This window comes from Sphingomonas sp. 28-62-20 (assembly GCF_002281505.1).
In genome coordinates this window covers 367,347-387,980 of the sequence record NZ_NCGH01000002.1, presented here as the reverse complement: position 1 = coordinate 387,980, position 20,634 = coordinate 367,347, and the positions used below count along the sequence as shown (strand labels likewise).

The window sequence follows — 20,634 nt, the reverse complement described above, 5'->3', positions numbered from 1 at the left end:
CGCTATAGCCCGCTGCACCGTTGAGCGATTGATGCGCGATATGGGCTTGGCAGGGGTGATCCGTGGCAAGCCGGTGCGCACGACGATCAGCGATAAAGCTGCGCCCTGTCCGCTGGATCACGTCAACCGCCAGTTCCACGCGCCAGCGCCGAACCGGCTGTGGGTCGCGGACTTCACCTATGTCTCGACCCCGGCCTGCGCCGGGGCAGGCTCTGGGGCGGGCCTCGGCTTTGGGCAATGCCCCCGGCATTGCCGCCGCCTGCGCTCTATGTCGCGTTCGTGATCGACGTGTACGCCCGCTATATCGTGGGCTGGCGCGTCAGCCGTACAGCACATGCCAGCTTCGTGCTGGATGCACTCGAGCAGGCGCTGCACGATCGCCGACCAGTGCATCGTGGCGGCCTGGTTCATCACAGCGATCGTGGATCGCAATATGTGTCCATAAAATACACCGAACGCCTCGCCGAAGGGGCCGAGGTGATCCACCGGCGGGGACCATGGCGCAACTTCGAGGCCGTCGAGTTCGCCACGCTCGAATGGGTCGATTGGTTCAACCACCGCCGATTGCTGGAGCCGATCGGCAACATCCCGCCAGCAGAAGGCGAACAACGATACTATGCCATGCTGGACGACGTCCCCATGGCCGCGTCACTTAAAGCAAACGGCCTCCGGTGATCCCGGTGCGGTTCAGATCGCCGGTGCAGACCGGCTCGATCAGAGCCTGCCGATTCAATCCGTGGGATGCCGCTCGGGATACGGCTGCGATTGCATAATGGAAATGCTGGATGTCCTAGGGATCGGCACGCCTTACCACCCGGATGGTGCCGACTTGCCGGTAGCGTCCGGGGCTGTGCCATCCACCGGCGCGGATGACCGACATCAAGGCTCCCGTGCGCTAGAGGAAAATTCGAAGAATTGTGGTTCTGAGCTTTTCGATCTACTCAAAATGGGTATGGCGATTTTCCCACTTGGTGCCGAATGCGATGCGATCCCACAATCGCCCAGCCCGTTGTGATGTAATTGCAATCGAACCGAAAAAACTCCAGCACCAACGGGCGACGCTGCCTTCGCCAAAGCTGACGAGGGTTATTTCGGGGCAAGAACGGCGGATTTCCGCGCCAAACCGGCCAATATAAAAACGTCTCGTTAACCCCGTAAAACTACCTCGCCCAAGCGATCTGCATTGAAACGAGGCGGGCAACAATGAGCATTAAGCGGAATGGGAAAATTGGCGGCGGGCTTATCCTGGGGGCGATGGCCCTGGCCGGTGTCGTTGCGTCGATGGAAATCAATCAGATCCGCTTTGGCGGCCCCATTCAGCTGAAGAACCAGCAGGTCAGCGACCTGGTTGCCGACATCCTGCCGCCGCCCGAATATGTCATTGAGCCGTATCTCGAAGCAACATTGCTGGTGAACGATCCTTCGTCGCTGACGAGCCGCAAGGCGCGCATGGCCGAACTGCACAAGCAGTTCGATGATCGGTACACCTATTGGCAGAACGCCGATCTTAATCCCGCGCTGAAAGACGCATTGCTGAATCAGTCGGGGGCTTCCGCCAAGAAATTCTGGGACGAATTCGACAACGGGCTGGTGCCCGCAATCGAGCGTCAGGACGGAGCGGCAACGCGGGCCAGCTATGCCCGCCTGACCGATGTCTATGCCGATCATCGTCGCAAAATCGATGCGCTCGTCGCGTCGTCAATCGCGTTCCAGTCTAAACTGGTCGAAACAAGCAATGCCGCTCTTGCCGCCACGATCGGATGGTTGGTCGGGATTGGGCTGATCGTCGCCGGACTTTTGATCGCTGGGCTCTGGTATGTGATCAGCCGAGCCCTCACGCCACTTGCCGCCACGGCAGAAGCGATGCAGCGCATGGCAGCGGGTGACTTTGACGTCGCGGTGCCGGGCGCGGGTCGCCATGACGAGATCGGCACCATGGCCGCCGCCTTCGAGGTGTTCCGCGGTGCATCGCGCGCGCAGGCTGACAATGAGGCAAAGCAGCGCGTTGTTGTCGAAGAACTGGCACGGGCGATGGATGCGCTTGCCGCCGGTGACATGACCTATCGGATCGAAACATCGCTTTCGCCCGAATATGAAAGCCTGCGGACCGGGTTCAACCAGTCCATCAGCGGCCTCGGCGAGATCATGTCGAGCGTTTCTGATACCGCGTCGAGCGTCCATAGCGGCGCCTCGGAAATCCGGGCGGCTTCCGATGATCTGGCCCTTCGCACCGAGCAGCAGGCAGCAAGCCTGGAAGAAACGGCAGCGGCCATGAATCAGGTAACATCGATGGTGCGCGAAACCGCGCGCGGAGCTGCGGACGTCAATCGTTCGATCGATGAGGCGCACCGCGAAGCAAGCGAAGGTGGTGCCGTTGTCAAACGCGCGGTCGGCGCGATGGGGGCGATCGAGAAATCGGCGAACGAGATCACCCAGATCATCAATGTGATCGATGGCATCGCCTTCCAGACCAATCTGCTGGCACTAAACGCCGGTGTCGAGGCGGCGCGCGCCGGCGACGCGGGCAAGGGGTTTGCCGTCGTCGCGAACGAGGTTCGTGCGCTCGCGCAGCGATCGGCCGACGCAGCCAAGGATATTAAGGGCCTGATTACAACATCAGCCGAACAGGACGGTGCCGGCGTGGCATTGGTCGGGGAAACGGGCACGCTGCTCGACCGGATCGTGACGCGCGTCGGCTCGATCAGCGCAATGATTACAACGATCGCCGATTCTGCCGAGACGCAGGCGACCAACCTGCAACAGGTCAATGGCGCGGTCGGCGAAATGGACAAGATGACCCAGCAAAATGCCGCCATGGTCGAGGAATCGACTGCTGCGGCGCGTAGCCTGGCAAGCGAGGCAGAGGCGCTTGCCGACGTCGTCGCGCGCTTCAAACTGGGAGGGGAGGCGCCGGCACGTCGCGTTGCAGCCCCGACGCGACTGGCGACCAAGCGAAAAGCGCGCGCGCCAATGGTTTCGGGTAATCTCGCCCTGAAATCCAGCGATGGTGATGAAGACTGGTCTGAATTCTAAGCGGGATTCGGCGCAATGGCACCCTCGACTTTGATCTTGCCCGCGCGATGCGATCGGCAGGCAGCAGGTGATCTGCTTCCCCAATTGCTGGAAGCCGTGGCCGCCGGCGATGTCGTCATCGACGGGAGCGCCGTGGTCCAATTCGGCCAGTCCATGCTGCAACTGCTGCTCAGCGCACGCAAGATGTCATCCAGGCTCCAAACGGCGCTGACGATATCGGCTTCCGACGCCATGGGCGCAACGCTGGCGATGATCGGTGCCGAATACCTGCTCGACAATGGAATTGTCCGATGACCAATGAAGAAATCCAGGCGATCTTCTTCATTGAATGCGACGAGGCGCTCGCCGCCGCTGAAACGGCGCTCGATCGGTGCCGCGAAGGCCAAGCTGACGAGGAGACGATCAACGCGATCTTTCGCGCGGTGCATTCGATCAAGGGCGGTGCAGGCGCGTTCGGCTTTGGCGCGCTCCAGGCCTATACACATGGCTTTGAGACGTTGCTGTCCGATGTTCGCGACGGAACGGTAACGGTTAGCGACCCTTTAGTCGGGTTGATGCTGCGAGCGCTCGACATGCTGGGCGATCATGTCGGGGCCGTTCGGGATGGCGCCGCCGCCCCGGATGATGCGGCCCTGCTGGCCCAACTGGCGGCCGCTCAAGCGGGCGTTCTGGCGGCAGAGACAGACGAAGCCAATGCTGCGGGGACATCTGCTGAAGATGAATTCGCCTTCGACCTTGATGCCATGCTCGGCGACATTGCGGCCGATATTTCGGCCAACGCAGACTGGATCATCACCGTTCACCCGCATGCTGGTGCCTTGGCGAATGGTGGTGAGCCTTTACTGCTGCTGCGCGAGCTCTGCGCGCTAGGCGACGCCCGCGTGACAATCGACGATCGAGCGTTGCCTGATCTCGATGCGTTCGATCCTAGTGAAGGCTATCTCCGCTGGACCGTGACGCTGCCCGGCACCGTCGAACGCACCGCGATCGAAGATATCTTCGATTTCGTGGGCGATAGTTGCGGTTTGACGATCGCGCGGGTGGACGAAGAAGAAGCGGCCCTTGTTACCATTGCACAACCAGTAACGGATATCGCGCACGCGCCGATCACCCCACAAGTTGCCGTTCCGGTTCAACCTATAGTCGCGCCAACCCCAACGATAGTTGAAGCCACCACCACCGCACCAGCGACCGGACAATCGATCCGCATCGACCTCGCCAAGCTCGATCGCCTGATCGACGCTGTGGGTGAACTGGTGATCGCGCAGGCGATGATGACGCAGCGCCTGACTGGCCACAATCTTGGCGGGATCGAGGAACTGGCGATGCTCGACGGGCTCACGCGCGACATCCAGGAAAGCGCCATGTCGATCCGGGCGCAGCCGATCGGATCGGTGTTCAGCCGCGTCCCCCGGATCTTGCGCGAACTTGAGGCATCGACCGGCAAGAAGGTGCGGCTGGAGCTGGCGGGCGAAGCAACCGAGCTTGATAAGACCGTGATCGAGCGGCTCAGCGAGCCGCTCACCCACCTGATCCGCAATGCCGTTGATCACGGCATCGAACCCAGCGCCGATCGGATCGCCGCCGGCAAGCCGCCAGAAGGCGTCTTGACGCTGTCGGCCGAGCATCGTTCGGGCCGGATCGTTATTCGCATCGCCGATGATGGCAAGGGCATCGACCGGCCGCGCGTTTATGCCAAGGCGGTCGAGCGCGGGCTGATCGCCGCCGATGCGGTGATGAGCGACGAGGAGATCGACAATCTGATCTTCTCGCCCGGCTTCTCGACTGCACAGACGCTTTCGAACATTTCGGGGCGCGGCGTCGGCATGGATGTCGTGCGGCAGAATGTGAAAGAACTCGGCGGTCGCATCTCGATCGAATCGCACCCCGGCAAGGGGTCGGTGTTCACGCTCGCGCTGCCGCTGACGCTCGCCATTTCGGACGGAATGATCGTTACGGTCGGCGATCAGACGTTGGTCGTCCCGCTTGCCCATGTCGTTGAAAGTCTTCGCCCCGACGCGCGCGATGTCCAGCATCTCGGCGTCGGTCGCGCGATGCTCAACGTGCGTGGGCGGTTTATCCCGATCCTGCCGCTTGAAGGACCCGTTGGCGCGCGCGGTGCAATCGCCGATCCGACCCAGGCGGTTTTGATCATCGTCGACACCGAAGCGGCTGGTCAGGCCGCGTTGCTCGTCGACACGATTTGCGACCAGCGCCAATTCGTCATCAAAAGCCTCGATACCCATTATCGCCCGGTGGCGGGCGTTGCTGGCGCGACAATTCTCGGGACGGGTCGTGTTGCCCTGATCATTGATGTCGATGGCGTGGTCGCAGGGGCGGTGAATGAACCATCTCCACTAAAGGAAGCCGCATGACGGCGCTGGCTGAGGCTTTTGAAAAGCTGCCGGGGATCGGCAAGGGCGTTTACGCGCCTGCCGACTTCGAAGCCGTGCGCAAGATCGTCCATCAGTCGGCGGGAATCGTGCTGGTGCCGGGCAAGGCGATGCTGGTCTATTCGCGACTGGCACCGCTGGTGCGGAGCACTGGCTGCGGGACTTTTGCCGCTTATGTGAAACGGATCGAAGCGGATGATGCCGAACGGCGCCGGGCGATCTGTGCGCTGACCACCAACCATACTTTCTTCTTTCGTGAGGGCCATCATTTCGATCATTTCAGCACGCATGTCCGCCCCGGTTTGCTGAAACGAGCGAGCTCGGGCGAGCCGGTACGGATCTGGTCAGCGGGCTGTTCCAGCGGCGAAGAAACCTGGTCGATCATGATGACGATGCTGGGCACCGATCGCGCGGCTGCCGCACGGCTGGGGAAGCTCGATTTCCTGCTTCTTGCAACCGATATTGCTGATCACGCGCTCGCTACCGCCGAGGCGGCACAATATCGCATCGATACGCTCGAAGCGGTGCCGGGAGAGCTGCGTCGCGCCTGGATGCGCGAGCGCGACGGGCAGGCCGTGGTTGTCGACGACGCGCGGGCGCTGGTGCGATTCAAGTCACTCAACCTGCTTGGTGACTGGCCGATGGCGCGGCCGTTCGACGTGATCTTCTGCCGCAACGTGATGATCTATTTCGACCAGCCTACCAAAGAACGGCTGGTGCATCGTTTTGCCCGTCAGATCGCGCCCGGTGGCCATCTGTATATCGGGCATAGCGAACGGGTGACTGGACCGGCTGCGCAGATGCTGACGCAGGTCGGCCCGACCATCTATCGAAAGGATGCGGCATGACGATCCGCGTCCTCATCGTCGATGATTCACCAACCATGCGCGCGCTGCTGGGCGAGTTGCTGCGCCGCGAAGCCGATATCACGGTGATCGGTGCCGCCGCCGACGCCGCCGAAGCCCGGACTATCATGCGGGAGCAAAGCCCCGATGTCGTGACGCTGGATATCGAGATGCCGGGCATGAACGGTTTGGATTTTCTCGACAAGGTGATGCGGCTGAAGCCGACCCCGGTGATTGTCGTTTCTGGTCTGACGCGCGACGGCGCGGATGCAACCGTCCGCGCCCTCGAAATTGGCGCTGTGGATTGTTACGCGAAACCCGACGGCAAGATCGGTTCATTGCTCATCACAGATGACGGGCGGCTCGCAGCGCTGATCAGGAATGCCGCCAAGGCAAAACTGCGCGATCGGGCCGCCGGTCCCGTAACAATAATGCCACGCCACGCGGTTTCTCCGCTGATCAGCCATCATCGTCCGGCCTTGATTGCGGTTGGGGCATCAACCGGCGGGGTCGAAGCATTGCAGTTGCTGCTCCAGAATTTTCCCGCCGATTGTCCGCCGACCGTGATCGTTCAGCATATCAATGGCCATTTCGCCGAAGCGGTCGCCCGTCGGTTGGATCAACAATGCGCCCCCAAAGTGACGATCGCCGAACCCGACCTGCCACTAAAGCCAGGCCATATCTATCTGGCGCCGGGCAACGACCGGCATGTGCAGGTCCGCGGTGGTGCGACAAATCCCTGTGCCAGGATGCGCGCCGACGACAAGGTTTCCGGGCATCGCCCGAGCGTAGACGTTCTCTTTCGCTCGGTCGCCGAAACCATGGGGGATAAGGCCGTTGGTATCCTGCTGACCGGCATGGGGACGGACGGGGCGCAGGGGCTGTTGGCGATGGCGCACGCCGGCGCGACAACCATTGCGCAAGATGAGGCGACCTGCACCGTGTTCGGTATGCCCAAGGCTGCCATCGCCCTTGGTGCGGCTGGCCTGATCGCGCCCATCCACCGTATTGCCGACCATGCGCTGGCGAGAGCTGCCTGATGATGCACCACCCTATCGAAGCGCCAACAAGCGCGCTGCACCGCCCGGTTCGGTTGACCGTTATGCAGGGCCAAGCCCGAGTCAGCGGCGACCCGCGTGTCGAGCTGACGACCGTTCTCGGCAGTTGCATTGCTTGCTGCCTGTTCGATCCGACCAGCAATGTCGGCGGGATGAACCACTTCCTGCTGGCTGAACCAAAAGGCGGACGCGGCGTCGATGAACATTACGGCGCTTATCTGATGGAAGTGCTGATCAACGAAATGCTGGCCTATGGCGCCAGCCGATTGTCGATGCGCGCGCATCTATACGGCGGCGCGAACATGCATAGCGGCATGACGCGGATCGGATCGGCCAATGCGGCATTCGCGGTCGGCTTTCTGGAACAGGAACGGATCACGCTGGTGCGCTCGTCGCTTGGGGGCACGCAGGCCCGCAGGGTCGATTTCCGGCCCGCCCGCGGCCAGGCGCGCTTCCGGCGTGTCGACGATGCTGTCGCGCCACAGCCCATAGAACGCCCCGCGGCAACGCGCGGCGATGTTGAACTTTTTTGATGAGGTGGATGAAACGATGACAACGCCAAATCCCAAAACACGTGTTTTGACCGTCGATGACAGCGCAACCATGCGCAGCCTGCTCAGGCACGCGCTGGTTGGCCAGGGGTTCGAGGTCGAGCAGGCCGATGACGGCGTGTCCGCGCTCGAATGGCTCGCCCGCAACGATTGCGATGTCATCATCACCGACATCAACATGCCGCGCATGGACGGCTATGGCTTGATCGAGCAGGTCCGCGCCGGGGGCGCACACGCCCACCGACCGATCCTCGTCCTCTCAACCGAATCCTCGGACGAGAAGAAAGCGCGGGCCCGCAATGCGGGCGCGACCGGCTGGATCGTGAAGCCTTTCGACGCCGAAAAACTCGCCGCTGCCGTGCGGCGGGTTACCCATTGAGCCAATAACAGGGAAAGATCATGACGCGCCAGCTCATCACCTTTGAAGTCGAAGCCCAGACCTTCGGCATCGATATCATGGCCATCCGTGAAATCCGCGCCTGGACGCCAACCACGCGCTTGCCGCACGTGCCGCACTATGTCGCCGGCGTGGTGAATCTGCGCGGCACCGTGCTGCCCGTTGTCGATCTCGCCGCTCGTCTTGGCTGGCGTGCGACCGAGCCGACGGCGCGCCACGTCATTATCGTGACCCAGATTGCCGGGCAGTTTCGCGGACTCATCGTCGATTCGGTCAGTGACATCGTCACGTTCCCGACTGAGGCGCTGCAATCGCCGCCAGCGACCGGCGATGCCGTCGTCCCCTTCCTCGAAGGACTGGTCTCGATCGAAGACCGCATGGTGATGGTTCTCGACCTGCCATCGCTCACACAGGCGAATGACATCGCCGAAGCCGCTTAGCCAAACTTCTCCCTGCTGAAAGACCCCAAAATGGCCGCCACCAAAGTTCTAGTCGTCGACGATTCCATCACCATGCGCGCGTTGTTCACCAACGCGCTTGAACGCAGCAAGGATATCGTGGTGGTCGGTGCGGCTGACGGTGCCGAAGAAGCCCGCGCGATGATCGCCCAGCTGCATCCCGATGTCCTGACGTTGGACGTCGAAATGCCCGGCATGAATGGCATCGATTTTCTGGCAGAGTTGATGGAAACGCGGCCGATTCCGGTCGTGATGCTGTCGACGCTGACCCAGAAAGGCGCCGATATCTCGCTGCGCGCGATTGAATTGGGTGCGGTAGACTGTTTCCCCAAACCGCAACGCGCAACGCCTGACGAGTTCGAGAAAATCTCCAGCAAGCTCTGTAAGACCGTGCTTACCGCGGCCAAGACCAACCTCGCTGCCCGTAAATTGCCAGCTAGCAGCGCCGCCGTTGGCGCGGTAGGCGAATATGATTGGCAGGGGGAAATCATTGTCGTGGCTGGCGGCATGGGTGCCATCGAAGCCGCTTCCGATATGCTCGTTGCGTTCCCCGCCAATTGTCCGCCAACGGTTGTATCCTTGGCAATTGACGAAGGACTGGGCGTTCCCTTCGCCTCGCGGCTATCGCGAGCTTCAGCGGCCAAGGTCAAACTCGCTGCCGATGGCGATTTGCTTGAACAGGGTGTCATTTACATCGCGATCGACCCGCGTTTCCACGTCGTCGTCGATCGATGGCCCGGTGGGCGCCTGCGGCTCGTCGATCGCGATCCGGTCAACGGAGTTCGTCCTTCGGCTGACTTGCTGTTCGGGTCGGTTGCAAAAACCGGCGCGGCAAAATCCATCGGGGTTGTTCTTTCCGGTGACGGCAGCGATGGTGCTGCCGGGATCGCCGCCATCAAGGCGGCCGGGGGCACGTGCCTGGTCCAGGACCCGGCAACCGCGCTCGTCCCTAGTATGTCACAAGCAGCAATCGCCCGCGGCGTGACGGCGATGGCCGCACCTGGCCAGCTGGCGGCGCAAGCTTGCCCGGCACGGAGTGTCAGCATTGCTGCCTGATCATGCCCAATTGCAGGTCATTGCCTTTGAACTGGCGGCGCTCGCCATGGATATCGAAGCGATTGGCGCAGAACTTTGCGCCAATCCGGCGGTCGTTTCGGCATATGGCACGTCACTTCAGTCGATCGACCTTATCGGGCAGCGTCAGCGGGCGCTGGCAGAATTGCTCGTTGCCGAGAAATTCGATGACGCGCTGGTCGATTGCCGATTGGATCGGATAGCAAAGCTATTCGCCGAACGGGTAGATTGAAGGACGCTCGTGCACTAGCCCTTGCCCGCGCGTTCGATCGCCGGTGCAGACCGGCTCGTTCAGAGCATACCAATTCAAGCCATGGGGCGCCGCTCGGGATACGGCTGCGGTTGCATAATGGGATTAAGCGAACTCCTAGAATTCGGCGCGACTTATCAGCCGGATGGTGCCGACTTGCCGGTCGGATTCGTGGCTGTGCCATCCACCGGCTCGAATAGGCAACATTCGCCCTGCACTCGATGATAAAGTGGTTTCAGCGGACACCGAAAGCTGCCGCCCATTTTGCACTCAATGCGCAATGCCAAATGGCGATCTCTGGGACATTGCTGCCAGTTCGCTTTCGTATCGGCGCAACGACAAGCGGACAGCCCGGATGCAATATTATAGGCACTAGGGTTGCGTACATAAATTTTCGATCCAAAGCCGAGAACAACATAGCCAAACCAAGGGGCCCAATATCATCATGTGCGCAATCGATTGGTGCAGCTTTACCTGGCAAGCATTTGCAACACTGACGACAGGGTTGATCGCTGCCACTGGGGCAATTGCTATCGGCTGGCGGCAGGTTGGGATTTCTAGGAAGGTCGCAGAGCTGACACTGTTAGCTCAGCGTGAGAAGCTTTTTGATCGGCTTTTCGAACTCTATGAAACCGTTCGCACCTATGCTGCTGCTGTGACAAGATAAGAAAGCATGCTTCCGTCGCAATCACATGAAATTCCGCCAGATAGGAACTCTCTTCGCCAAGTGCTGTTTCAGTCCGTTTTCCTTTTCCCTGAGGAGATTTGTCGGTCGATTGATGGGGTTGTTCGGCTTGCCGAGGACTTGGATCACGCGCGCCACTCTCACGCGTCTGACTTCATGCTAGATGATCCCAAAGCAAAGGATGACCGCCGAGCGCGGCGTCGCCTGCTCCAAAGCAGCCTTTTCTCTCTTGCGGGAGCAATGGGCAAGGACATGAATTTATGTTCAGCCAACGACTCCTAAAACCGTCCTGAGATGCAGGTCACTGAATCAGAATAGCTTTCCTCATAACGAATTACCCATTTTGTTGCATCGGCCGCTTTCAGATAGTCGTAAGCGGCCCGTGATTGACCAAATCTGGGTCGACAGCTGCCACGGCGCCGAGCTCAAAACAAATGTCCGCTTCGGCACATTGGTGTCCTGAAAGCCCCCGCTGATACTTTTCGGCATTCCCTCCTGTCCGCTGCGGCGAAAGCGACCCAACTAGCCGCGAACGGTGATCCCGCTGATGGCAGGAAAAGTGGTCGGTCTGCACCGCAGGCGTCGCCTTGATGAAAAACGCTGACAGCCCATCTGGCATCGCACTGGTATCGCAAATTGCTTCAAATCGCCCCCATCCACCAGTTTCGCCTATCTGGAACGCAGGCATTTGCGCCATTTCTCGAGTTATCGCTGCGATGGCATTGCAGAGGTCTGGGGTTCGATCCCCCACGGCTCCACCACTCGTTCGATAGACCTTTATAAAAATGGACCCCACCAGCACAGCGCGCTTCGCTGCGGTGGGCGGCTTGCCTTGCGCACCGGCCTGAATAACGGGTCTATCTTGTGCTGAAAATGCCCCATCGCCCGACCACCCATGTCTTTGGTCTGGCCAGCGGTATCGACCCTGACCTATGAGGAATCATTCGATATTCGGCGTGAAGGAAGTGATGAATGAAGACCCGTGCCGCCGTCGCTTTTGAAGCGAAGCGTCCCCTCGAAATCGTCGAGCTTGATCTGGAGGGCCCAAAGGCCGGCGAAGTGCTCGTCGAGATCATGGCGACGGGCATCTGCCATACCGATGCCTATACGCTGGACGGGTTGGACAGCGAAGGGCTGTTCCCCTCCGTGCTTGGTCATGAGGGCGCGGGGATTGTGCGCGAGGTCGGTGCAGGCGTCACCTCGGTCAAGCCCGGCGATCATGTCATTCCGCTTTACACCCCCGAGTGCCGCCAGTGTAAATCATGCCTTAGCGGCAAGACCAACCTGTGTACTGCGATCCGCGCGACCCAGGGCAAGGGGTTGATGCCCGATGGCACGACCCGCTTTTCCTATCAGGGCAAGCCGATCTTCCATTATATGGGCTGTTCGACCTTTTCGAACTTCACTGTCCTGCCCGAAATCGCGGTCGCCAAAATCCGTGAGGACGCGCCGTTCAAGACGAGCTGCTATATTGGCTGCGGCGTCACCACCGGGGTGGGCGCTGTCGTGAACACCGCGAAGGTGCAGGTCGGTGACACTGTCGTCGTGTTCGGGCTGGGCGGGATTGGCCTCAACGTGCTGCAGGGCGCGCGGATGGCCGGGGCGAGCAAGATCATTGGCGTCGATATCAATCCCGCGCGCGAGGAATGGGGCAAGCGCTTTGGCATGACGCATTTCGTCAATCCGCGCGATGTCGAAGATCTGGTCGCGCATCTCGTCGCGTTGACCGATGGCGGCGCGGATTACAGCTTTGATTGCACCGGTAATACCACGGTGATGCGCCAGGCGCTCGAATGCTGCCATCGCGGCTGGGGTACCTCGATCATCATCGGTGTGGCTGAGGCGGGCAAGGAGATCAGCACGCGGCCGTTCCAGCTCGTCACTGGCCGTAACTGGCGCGGCACGGCCTTTGGTGGCGCCAAGGGCCGCACTGATGTGCCCAAGATCGTCGACTGGTATATGAACGGCAAGATCGAGATCGATCCGATGATCACGCATGTCCTAAAGCTGGAGGACATCAACAAGGGCTTTGATCTGATGCATGCCGGTGAAAGCATCCGATCGGTCGTGTTGTTCTGATTGCGCTGACCGGGGAAGTCTTTGGCGCTAGCCCGTCACTGCCTCCCCGGCCTTTGCCGATCCATCATCGATCCGCAGCATGGCAAGTGCTGCGATGGCCATCACACAGGCAGCGACAACCATCGTCCAGATTGGCTGGCCGGGGAAAAAGGCGCGCATCGCTCCGCCCATGATTGTGGCCACCATCAGTTGCGGCAAGACGATGAAAAAATTGAAAATCCCCATGTAAATGCCAAGCTTGCGCGGCGGCAGCACGCCCGCCAGGATCACATAAGGCATGGTCAGGATTGATGCCCAGACAATGCCGATGCCGATCATCGGGATGATGAGCATATTGGCGTCGCGGATGAAGACGATGAACGCATAGCTCAACCCGCCAATCAGCAGGCAAAGCGCATGGGTGCGCGCCGCGCCAAGCCGCTTGGCCAGCGGCGGCAGCAGGAACGCCGCGATCGCCGCGACGCCGTTATAGATGGAAAACAGGATCCCGACCCAATCAGCCCCGGCATTATAGGCTTTGGTCGCGGTATCAGTCGATCCAAACACATATTGGGTGACGACCGGCGTGGTGTAGATCCACATGATGAACAACGCCAGCCAGGAGAAGAACTGGGCGAGCGCCAGTTTCTTCATCTGTTCAGGCATTTGCGCCAGATCACTCATGATATGAACGAGCGCGCCCTTGGTCTTGCCAGCGCCCACCAGCGCTTGCGCTACAAGTTGCGCCGCGCCAAAGGCAAGTAACGCGCCGCCCAGCACATAAAGATCACGCTCCAGCTTCAGCACTAAAACCAGCGCCAAGGTCACCAGCCCGGCCACTACCCAGCGCAAGCCGCGGGTCGGCGCGATCGGGGGAGCCTCACCATGGTCGCTGTCTCTAAAATCTTCAAAGCTGCGGAGTTGTTCGGGGGGGTATTCGCGGGTGGTAACAACCGTCCACAACACACTGGAAAGAATTGCGAATGCGCCAATGTAAAAGGAATAGACGACAGATGGAGGGATGCTGCCGACGGGGGCTGTATTGGCAACCCCCATTGCTGAAAGCAGGGCTGGCGCGAGTGAGCCAAGTACAGCGCCCGCGCCGATAAACGCGGTTTGAAAGGCATAGCCCGCCGTGCGCTGTGACGGGCCAACCATGTCACCGACAAAGGCGCGAAACGGCTCCATCGAAACGTTGAGCGATGCATCGAGCATCCAGAGCAAGATGGCTGCGGCGACGAGCAGGCCGGCATTGGGCATGATGACCAGCGCCACCGCCGCCAGTACGGCCCCAGCGAGGAAATAGGGGCGGCGGCGGCCGAGTCTGCCCCAGGTACGATCACTGAAATGGCCGATTAGCGGCTGCACGAGCAGGCCGGTGACGGGCCCGGCGATCCACAAAAGCGCCAGACTATCGACATCGCTGCCGAGCGATTGGAAGATGCGGCTGACATTGGCATTTTGCAGCCCAAACGCCACCTGAATGCCGAAGAACCCGAACGAAATATTCCACAGCCCGATGGGCGATTGGCGCGGCCGATTAGTCATCGCTCTCCCCGTTTTGCTCTCGCGCGCGAGGGTGGCAGCGGGATTTGGTGGCGGCAATCGCCAATCTTCGCGCATGTTTGCAAGGCGATGCCAATGCTGCGGGAACCCCGCCAGATCAAACCGGTCGTTCGGTGTTAGCCGCTCGCCCCGCTCGATCGACGGACGACCAGGCGGACGGGCAGGGTAGCGCTTTCGGTGGGCTCGCCGCGGATCAGGCGCAGCAAGGTGTCGACCAATTGTTCGCCGGCCAGCAGATAATTTTGCGCAACCGTGGTCAGCGGCGGGTGGGTGAGGCCGGCGGCAGGGATGTCGTCAAAACCAATCACCGCCACATCGCGCGGCACGGCGATGCCGAGCTCTTCCAGCGCCCTTAGCGCGCCAATCGCGAGCGTATCGCTGGCGGCAAAAATGGCGTCGAATGGGTTCCCCCGCGCCTTCAGCGTCATCACCGCGTCATAGCCCGCCTGTTGCGTATTGAGCGCATCGACCTGCAGCAGGGGATCGGCAGCGATCCCGGCCGCTGCCTGCGCCGCGCAGGCACCGCGATAGCGATCATGGAATTCGGGATAATGGCTTGATGCCTGGCCAATAAAGGCAATCCGCCGCCGCCCGCCGTCGATCAGATGCGCACCAGCGTCGCTGCCGCCGGCAAAATTGTCACCGCCAATGGTGATCCCGGGCTCACCTGGCTGCACTGATCCCCAGCGTACAAAATGCGTGCCTTGCTCGATCAGCGCGGCAAGTCGGCTGCGATACAGCTCATAATCACCATAGCCCAGGAGGATGATCCCATCGGCCTTGTGGCTGTCTTCATAATCGACATGCCAATCGTTCGACATTTGCTGAAACGAGGTGAGCAGATCATAGCCCCGGAGCGAGCAAGTTCGTGTCAATGATCCCAGCATCGACAGGAAGAAGGGGTTGATCAGCGATTGATCGGGTGTCGGGTCTTCAAAGAACAGCAGCGCAATCGTCTTTGAATGCCGCCGCCGCAGCCCCGACGCATTCTTGTCGACGGTATAGTTGAGCTGGCGCGCAATCGCTTCAATGCGCTTGCGCGTCGCCTCGCTGACCGACGGACTCCCGCTCAACGCCCGCGACACGGTCGGCTGGGACACCCCGGCCAATGCGGCGATGTCGAATGATGTCGGTCTTTCCTTCATTGGCGGGGCAGGAAGCCCTCTCCTGGCGATGCTCTTCTCTTCTGGCGTCAGCCTAGCCGCCTCGATCGCTTGGGGAAAGGGCGCCGTGAATACGTATGTGTTGTTGTTGGCTTTCCATGCCAGTAGCGCAATCTATTCCCACAATAGAACCCGCATTGGTTGCGAGGTTCGCCAATCGCTCGACCCATGCTTAAGTCGTGGGCGGGCAAGACAGGGAGGGGACCGATGATTTTTTCTGGCAACCGTAATTCTCAGCAGCGCCTGGCAGTAGGCGTTAGTCGCGCTGCGCTCGCAATGGGCTTGATGTTCGTCGTCGGCACCGGCACCGCAATGGCGCAATCCGCGCCGACGGAAAATGACACCGTAGCGTCCGACTCCACCGACATTGTCGTAAACGGCTTCCGCAAGAGCGTGCAGAGTTCGATCGATGCCAAGCGTCGTTCGGATTTCATCGTCGATGTGGTGACTGCCGACGATATTGCGGGCCTGCCCGACGTATCGATCGCCGAATCGCTCGCGCGTCTGCCCGGCGTTACGTCGCAACGCACCGGCGGTCAGGCGAGTGCGATCAACATTCGCGGCCTTTCGCAGGATCTCGTGTCGGCAACGCTCAATGGGCGTGAACAGGTGGCGACCAGCGGCAACCGCGTGATCGAATTCGATCAATATCCGTCAGAACTGATCAACCAGGCCGCTGTCTACAAATCGCCGCTCGCCAGCCATATTGAGGGCGGTATCGCCGGTAAGGTGGAGCTTAAGACGGTTCGCCCGCTTGACATCACCACCGATGTGAAGGGGTCATTCAACGTCCGCGGCCTGTATAATGACCGCGCTGGCCAAAACACCGACGTGTCCGAATTTGGCTATCGCGTGTCTGGCTCCATCCAGACCAAGCTGCTCAACGATACGCTTGGCTTGGCGCTCGGCTATTCGCGGCTGTATCAGCCCAACGTTGCCACCCGCTTCGTCCAGTTCGATTTTCCGGTGCCTGGCACTAATGGCTCGCCGTCGGTCGATTTGAACGGCAACGGCAGGCCCGAATCCCGCAATTTTGGGTTCGAAGGCATTCAGTTTGGCGGCCAGGAAACCCGCGATGCCGGCATTGCCGTCGTCCAGTGGGAACCAAGTGATCGGGTCCACGTGCTGATCGACGGCTATTATTCGCGCTTTAATTCAGACGTGAACCGTCGGGGTTTCCGGGTCTTTAACACCCAGAGCGGCGGGAATCAGATCCTCAACCCAGTCATCGTCAACGATGCACTGGTCGGCGGTCGCTTCATTAACCAGACCGGTGGTGCGGTTGGCACCGAGTTGGTTAACCAGGACGAAAGTCGGCGCGACGAACTTTACACGATCGGCGGCAATTTCGCTTATGACTTTACTGACCGCGTCACCCTTGCGGTCGATGTCGCCTATTCGAGCGGCTCGAGCGATTTCAACAATGCCGGCATCAACCTGCGCCCCTATAGCGCGACGTCAACCGGCCTGCAGCGCACGGACGGTGTCGGACCAATTATCGTCGATTACCGACTGAACGGTACGCGGCTGCCGACGATCAACCAGATCAGCACCAACTTTACCGATCTGACGGCTGCAGGCGGCGGGTTCCTGCTCGATGGCCAGTTTCTGGTGCCGCAGGGCGATCGGGATCGGCTGTTCACCGTGGCAACCGACCTTGTCGTGTCGTTGGACGAATCGAGCGTCTTCGACAAATTGCGCTTTGGCTTTCGCTATGCTGATCGGCGCGGCGACCGCACGGTGACGTCCTTCAATACCTTTGGCATTCCTGGTTCACCGCGCGAAGTGCCCGCCAGTCTGGTGACGATCAGCGGATTCCGCGGTGCCTATGCCGCTGCGGGGCTTCCCAATTTCGGCGTTGTCGATATCAACGGCGCCTTCAATCTGGCGTTCGGCAATTCGTTCGGATCGCGCCAGCCAACCGATCAGATCGCGTTCGATTTCACACTCGATCAGAGCTTCCGGATCGATGAGACCACCTATGCCGGCTATGGTCAGGTTGATTTCGCCACGGTCCTTGGCGGGTTGAACTTTCGCGGTAATTTCGGCCTTCGGGTGATCAATACCGATCAGAGTTCGACGGTGTTTTTTGCTGATCCGTTGCTGAGGGATAACCCCGCCACGCCGCCACCCGCGCGCGAAAATCGCCGGTTTGTAACGCGCGGCGACAATTTCACTGACTTCCTGCCTTCCGTAAACGCCATCCTTGAGCTTAGCCCGACGGATCTGGTCCGTGTCAGCTACAGCAAGCAGATTTCGCGCCCCCGCTTCCAGGAACTGCGCGCATCGATCAGCGTGAACACCGGTGCGGATGGCAATACCAGCGGCGGCGGCGGCAATCCGCAACTCGCTCCATTCCGCGCCAATCAGGTCGATTTCAGCTACGAACATTATTTCGGCAACAGCGGTGTGTTCGCGGTGGGCGCCTTTTATAAGGGGCTGGGATCGTACATTATTAACGGGACGATCCCCCAGTTTAACTTCCCCGCCAACGGCGTGACCCCGCCGCCATTCATCAATTCGCTCGGCCAGCAGGTGCCCGGCAATCCGATCGGCAGCTTCTCGTCGCCGATTAACGGCAGCGGTGGCTATGTTTACGGTATCGAAGTGCAGTTCACCAAGAGCTTCGTCGAACTGCCGGCACCGTTTGATGGCCTCGGCGTTCAGCTCAATTATGCTTATAGCGACAGCGATCTGAACTTCCCGAGCTCGACCAGCGGCCAACCGATCAACCTGCCGCTGCCCGGCCTGTCCAGCCATGTCTTCAACCCGATCGTGTTCTACGAAAAGAACGGCTTTGGTATCCGCGGCAGTGCGCGGCATCGCTCTGGCTTCGTGAGCCCGCAGATCGGTATTAGCGAACTGATCCTGACGAGCACGCCAGAGACCATCTTCGACGCTCAGATCTCTTACCAGTTCCCCAAGAACAGCTTCCTGTCGGGCCTGAAACTGCTTGCCCAGGCAAATAACCTGTCCGACGAACCGACGCGCACCTTTTTCGGGCAAACCGCGCAAACGGGCACGATCCAGAATTTCGGCCGGACATTCTATATCGGCGGAAGTTTCTCATTCTGATCAAAGACAGGATCGCCGTCGGTGCACGCTCACGCTGTGCACCGGCGGCGATGCTGATATATGCGTGCCGGTCGTTGCGTCGGCCAGACAAGGCTGAAAAGGTAGGACTATGGGAAACCGCTTCCGTCCGAGCCGCCGCCTAGGCAAAACTCTTGGTTTCTTGCCGATGGTCGGCGCGACTGTGCTCGCGCTGCTGCTGCAACCAGCGCTCACCCTGCCGGCATTCGCGCAGCAGAGCCCGGCACCCGCACCCGCACCCGCACCATCGTATCGCGATCGCCTTCCGCAAGACGAAATCATCTATTTCCTGCTGCCCGATCGCTTCGAAAATGGTGACACGTCCAATGACAGGGGTGGGCTGAAGGGTGATCGGCTGGTCACTGGCTATGATCCGACCGCCAAGGGTTTCTATCACGGCGGCGACCTGAAAGGGGTCACCAAGCGGCTCGATTATATCCAGGCGCTGGGCGCGACCGCGATCTGGGTGGGGCCGATCTTCAAGAATAAGCCCGTACAGGGCGCGCCGGGGCAGGAATCGGCGGGTTATCACGGTTATTGGATCACCGACTTCACCCAGGTTGATCCGCATCTGGGCACCAATGCCGATTTCAAGGCGCTGGTCGATGCGGCACATTCGCGCGGCATGAAGGTCTATATGGACATCATCGTCAATCACACCGCGGATGTAATCAAATACCGCGAATGTGTGCCTGACCAGAATTGCGCCTATCGCGCCAAGGCCGACTATCCCTTTCAGCGGCGCGGCGGGCTGAATGGGGCCGCTATCAATCCGGCGTTCGCCAGTGACTCTGTCCAGACGCCGGAGAATTTTGCCAAGCTGACCGACCCGAGCTTTGCTTACACGCCCTATCTTCCAAAGGGTGAGGAGCAAGCGAAGACGCCTGATTGGCTCAATGACATGACACTGTATCACAATCGTGGTGATTCGGTCTGGACCGGCGAGAGCGTCACCTACGGCGATTTCTCCGGGCTCGACGATATTGCGACCGAACATCCGCGTGTGGTGGCGGGTATGATTGATATCTTCGGCGGCTGGATCGACCGATTTGGTGTCGATGGTTTTCGCATCGACACCGCCAAGCACGTCAATCCCGAATTCTGGCAGGCCTTCGTCCCTGCGATGCTGGCACGCGCCACGGCGAAGGGTATCCCGCACTTCCACATCTTCGGGGAGGTGGCGACCGGCGATGTCGATCCGGCGCTGCTCGCGCGGCACACCCGCGTCGACAAATTGCCCGCCGTTCTCGATTTCGCCTTTGCGCGGGCGGTGGTTGATATTGTCGCGGGGCAGGCAGGCACATCGGAGATCGCGCGCCTGTTCGATGACGATGCGCTTTACGACGGAGGCGCCGATGCGGCGCAGACACTGCCGACCTTCTTGGGCAATCACGATGCCGGACGGTTCGCGACCTTTGTCCGGCAGCTTAGCCCAAAAGCTGATCGTGCAGAGCAACTGGCGCGGGTCAAGCTGGGCCATGCCATGCTGCTGACGCTGCGCGGCGTGCCGACGGTCTATTCGGGTGACGAGCAGGGCTTTGTCGGCGATGGTGGCGACCAGGATGCGCGCGAAGACATGTTTCCATCAGCGGTAGCTATTTATAATGACAACCAGCTGCTTGGCACGTCGAAGACCACCGCGGACTCCAATTTCGATCGGGACCACCCGTTGTTCGCCTTCATCGCCAAACTCGCGCGCCTGCGCTCAAGCCAGCCCGCGCTGCGGGAGGGGCGTACGCTCGCCCGTGCCGCCAGCGAAAAGCCCGGCCTGTTGGCGGTGTCGCGCTTCGATCCGGTTTCGGGGCAGGAATTGCTGATCGCGTTCAATAGCTCGACGGCGCCGATTAATGCCAATGTCGAGGTCGCGAACGGGTCGCTGAACTTCACTGCGCTTTATGGCCAATGCGCGCCGCGCGCGTCTGCGCCTGGCAGTGTTGGTGTCAGCGTCCCAGCGCTTGATTTCATCGTTTGTGCTGCAGAAAAATCAAAATGAACCAACAGCTTGCCCAT

General features: G+C 60.4%; 16 protein-coding genes and 1 pseudogene. 15 read left to right on the top strand and 2 right to left on the bottom strand.

What is annotated here, in order from left to right:
* From B7Y43_RS03300 to B7Y43_RS03240, 13 genes and pseudogenes are all read left to right on the top strand, one after another.
* Nucleotides 1-675 (top strand): annotated as a pseudogene (locus B7Y43_RS03300) (DDE-type integrase/transposase/recombinase); the annotation flags it as partial.
* A 528-nt stretch (nucleotides 676-1,203) separates the two neighbouring features.
* Nucleotides 1,204-3,033, top strand: a complete 1,830-nt coding sequence (locus tag B7Y43_RS03295) for a methyl-accepting chemotaxis protein (RefSeq protein WP_374130175.1) — start codon at nucleotides 1,204-1,206, stop codon at nucleotides 3,031-3,033.
* 30 nt (nucleotides 3,034-3,063) lie between these two features.
* Nucleotides 3,064-3,327 carry an STAS domain-containing protein gene (locus tag B7Y43_RS03290; protein WP_374130174.1) on the top strand — a complete coding sequence of 88 codons (264 nt, stop codon included), beginning with the start codon at nucleotides 3,064-3,066 and terminating at the stop codon, nucleotides 3,325-3,327.
* Nucleotides 3,324-5,408, top strand: coding sequence for a chemotaxis protein CheA (locus B7Y43_RS03285; protein ID WP_374130173.1), 2,085 nt, complete (start codon nucleotides 3,324-3,326; stop codon nucleotides 5,406-5,408). Before B7Y43_RS03290 ends, B7Y43_RS03285 begins: the two co-directional genes overlap by 4 nt.
* The gene (locus tag B7Y43_RS03280) at nucleotides 5,405-6,274 is read left to right on the top strand and encodes a protein-glutamate O-methyltransferase CheR (protein WP_374130172.1); all 870 of its coding nucleotides are present in this window, start codon (nucleotides 5,405-5,407) and stop codon (nucleotides 6,272-6,274) included. The genes B7Y43_RS03285 and B7Y43_RS03280 overlap by 4 nt, the downstream gene beginning before the upstream one ends.
* The gene (locus tag B7Y43_RS03275; protein WP_374130171.1) at nucleotides 6,271-7,311 is read left to right on the top strand and encodes a chemotaxis response regulator protein-glutamate methylesterase; all 1,041 of its coding nucleotides are present in this window, start codon (nucleotides 6,271-6,273) and stop codon (nucleotides 7,309-7,311) included. The genes B7Y43_RS03280 and B7Y43_RS03275 overlap by 4 nt, the downstream gene beginning before the upstream one ends.
* A complete protein-coding gene (locus B7Y43_RS03270) occupies nucleotides 7,311-7,862 on the top strand; it encodes a chemotaxis protein CheD (RefSeq protein WP_374130170.1) in 552 nt (183 codons plus the stop codon). The genes B7Y43_RS03275 and B7Y43_RS03270 overlap by 1 nt, the downstream gene beginning before the upstream one ends.
* Nucleotides 7,863-7,878: 16 nt before the next feature.
* Entirely contained in the window at nucleotides 7,879-8,259 is a 381-nt protein-coding gene (locus tag B7Y43_RS03265) for a response regulator (RefSeq protein ID WP_374130169.1), read from the top strand.
* Nucleotides 8,260-8,279: 20 nt separating this feature from the next.
* Nucleotides 8,280-8,717: a chemotaxis protein CheW gene (locus tag B7Y43_RS03260; protein ID WP_374130168.1), complete on the top strand. Its 438-nt coding sequence runs from the start codon at nucleotides 8,280-8,282 to the stop codon at nucleotides 8,715-8,717.
* 30 nt (nucleotides 8,718-8,747) lie between these two features.
* Complete coding sequence (locus tag B7Y43_RS03255; protein WP_374130167.1) at nucleotides 8,748-9,791, top strand: chemotaxis protein CheB; 1,044 nt, start codon at nucleotides 8,748-8,750, stop codon at nucleotides 9,789-9,791.
* Nucleotides 9,781-10,041, top strand: a complete 261-nt coding sequence (locus tag B7Y43_RS03250) for a hypothetical protein (protein ID WP_374130166.1) — start codon at nucleotides 9,781-9,783, stop codon at nucleotides 10,039-10,041. The genes B7Y43_RS03255 and B7Y43_RS03250 overlap by 11 nt, the downstream gene beginning before the upstream one ends.
* Before the next feature lie 463 nt (nucleotides 10,042-10,504).
* Complete coding sequence (locus B7Y43_RS03245) at nucleotides 10,505-10,726, top strand: hypothetical protein (RefSeq protein WP_374130165.1); 222 nt, start codon at nucleotides 10,505-10,507, stop codon at nucleotides 10,724-10,726.
* 990 nt (nucleotides 10,727-11,716) lie between these two features.
* A complete protein-coding gene (locus B7Y43_RS03240) occupies nucleotides 11,717-12,823 on the top strand; it encodes an S-(hydroxymethyl)glutathione dehydrogenase/class III alcohol dehydrogenase (protein ID WP_374130164.1) in 1,107 nt (368 codons plus the stop codon).
* A gap of 27 nt (nucleotides 12,824-12,850) precedes the next feature.
* Here the strand turns inward: B7Y43_RS03240 and B7Y43_RS03235 are convergent, their stop codons facing one another.
* On the bottom strand, nucleotides 12,851-14,350 hold the full coding sequence (locus B7Y43_RS03235) for an MFS transporter (protein WP_374130163.1): 1,500 nt from the start codon (nucleotides 14,348-14,350) through the stop codon (nucleotides 12,851-12,853).
* Nucleotides 14,351-14,484: 134 nt separating this feature from the next.
* Entirely contained in the window at nucleotides 14,485-15,513 is a 1,029-nt protein-coding gene (locus tag B7Y43_RS03230; RefSeq protein ID WP_374130162.1) for a LacI family DNA-binding transcriptional regulator, read from the bottom strand.
* Nucleotides 15,514-15,738: 225 nt separating this feature from the next.
* On the opposite strand from B7Y43_RS03230, the gene B7Y43_RS03225 reads away from it, so the two are divergent.
* Both B7Y43_RS03225 and B7Y43_RS03220 read left to right on the top strand, forming a co-directional pair.
* Nucleotides 15,739-18,606, top strand: a complete 2,868-nt coding sequence (locus B7Y43_RS03225) for a TonB-dependent receptor (protein WP_374130161.1) — start codon at nucleotides 15,739-15,741, stop codon at nucleotides 18,604-18,606.
* Nucleotides 18,607-18,772: 166 nt separating this feature from the next.
* Nucleotides 18,773-20,617: an alpha-amylase family glycosyl hydrolase gene (locus B7Y43_RS03220; RefSeq protein ID WP_374130160.1), complete on the top strand. Its 1,845-nt coding sequence runs from the start codon at nucleotides 18,773-18,775 to the stop codon at nucleotides 20,615-20,617.
* Nucleotides 20,618-20,634 lie beyond the last annotated feature (17 nt).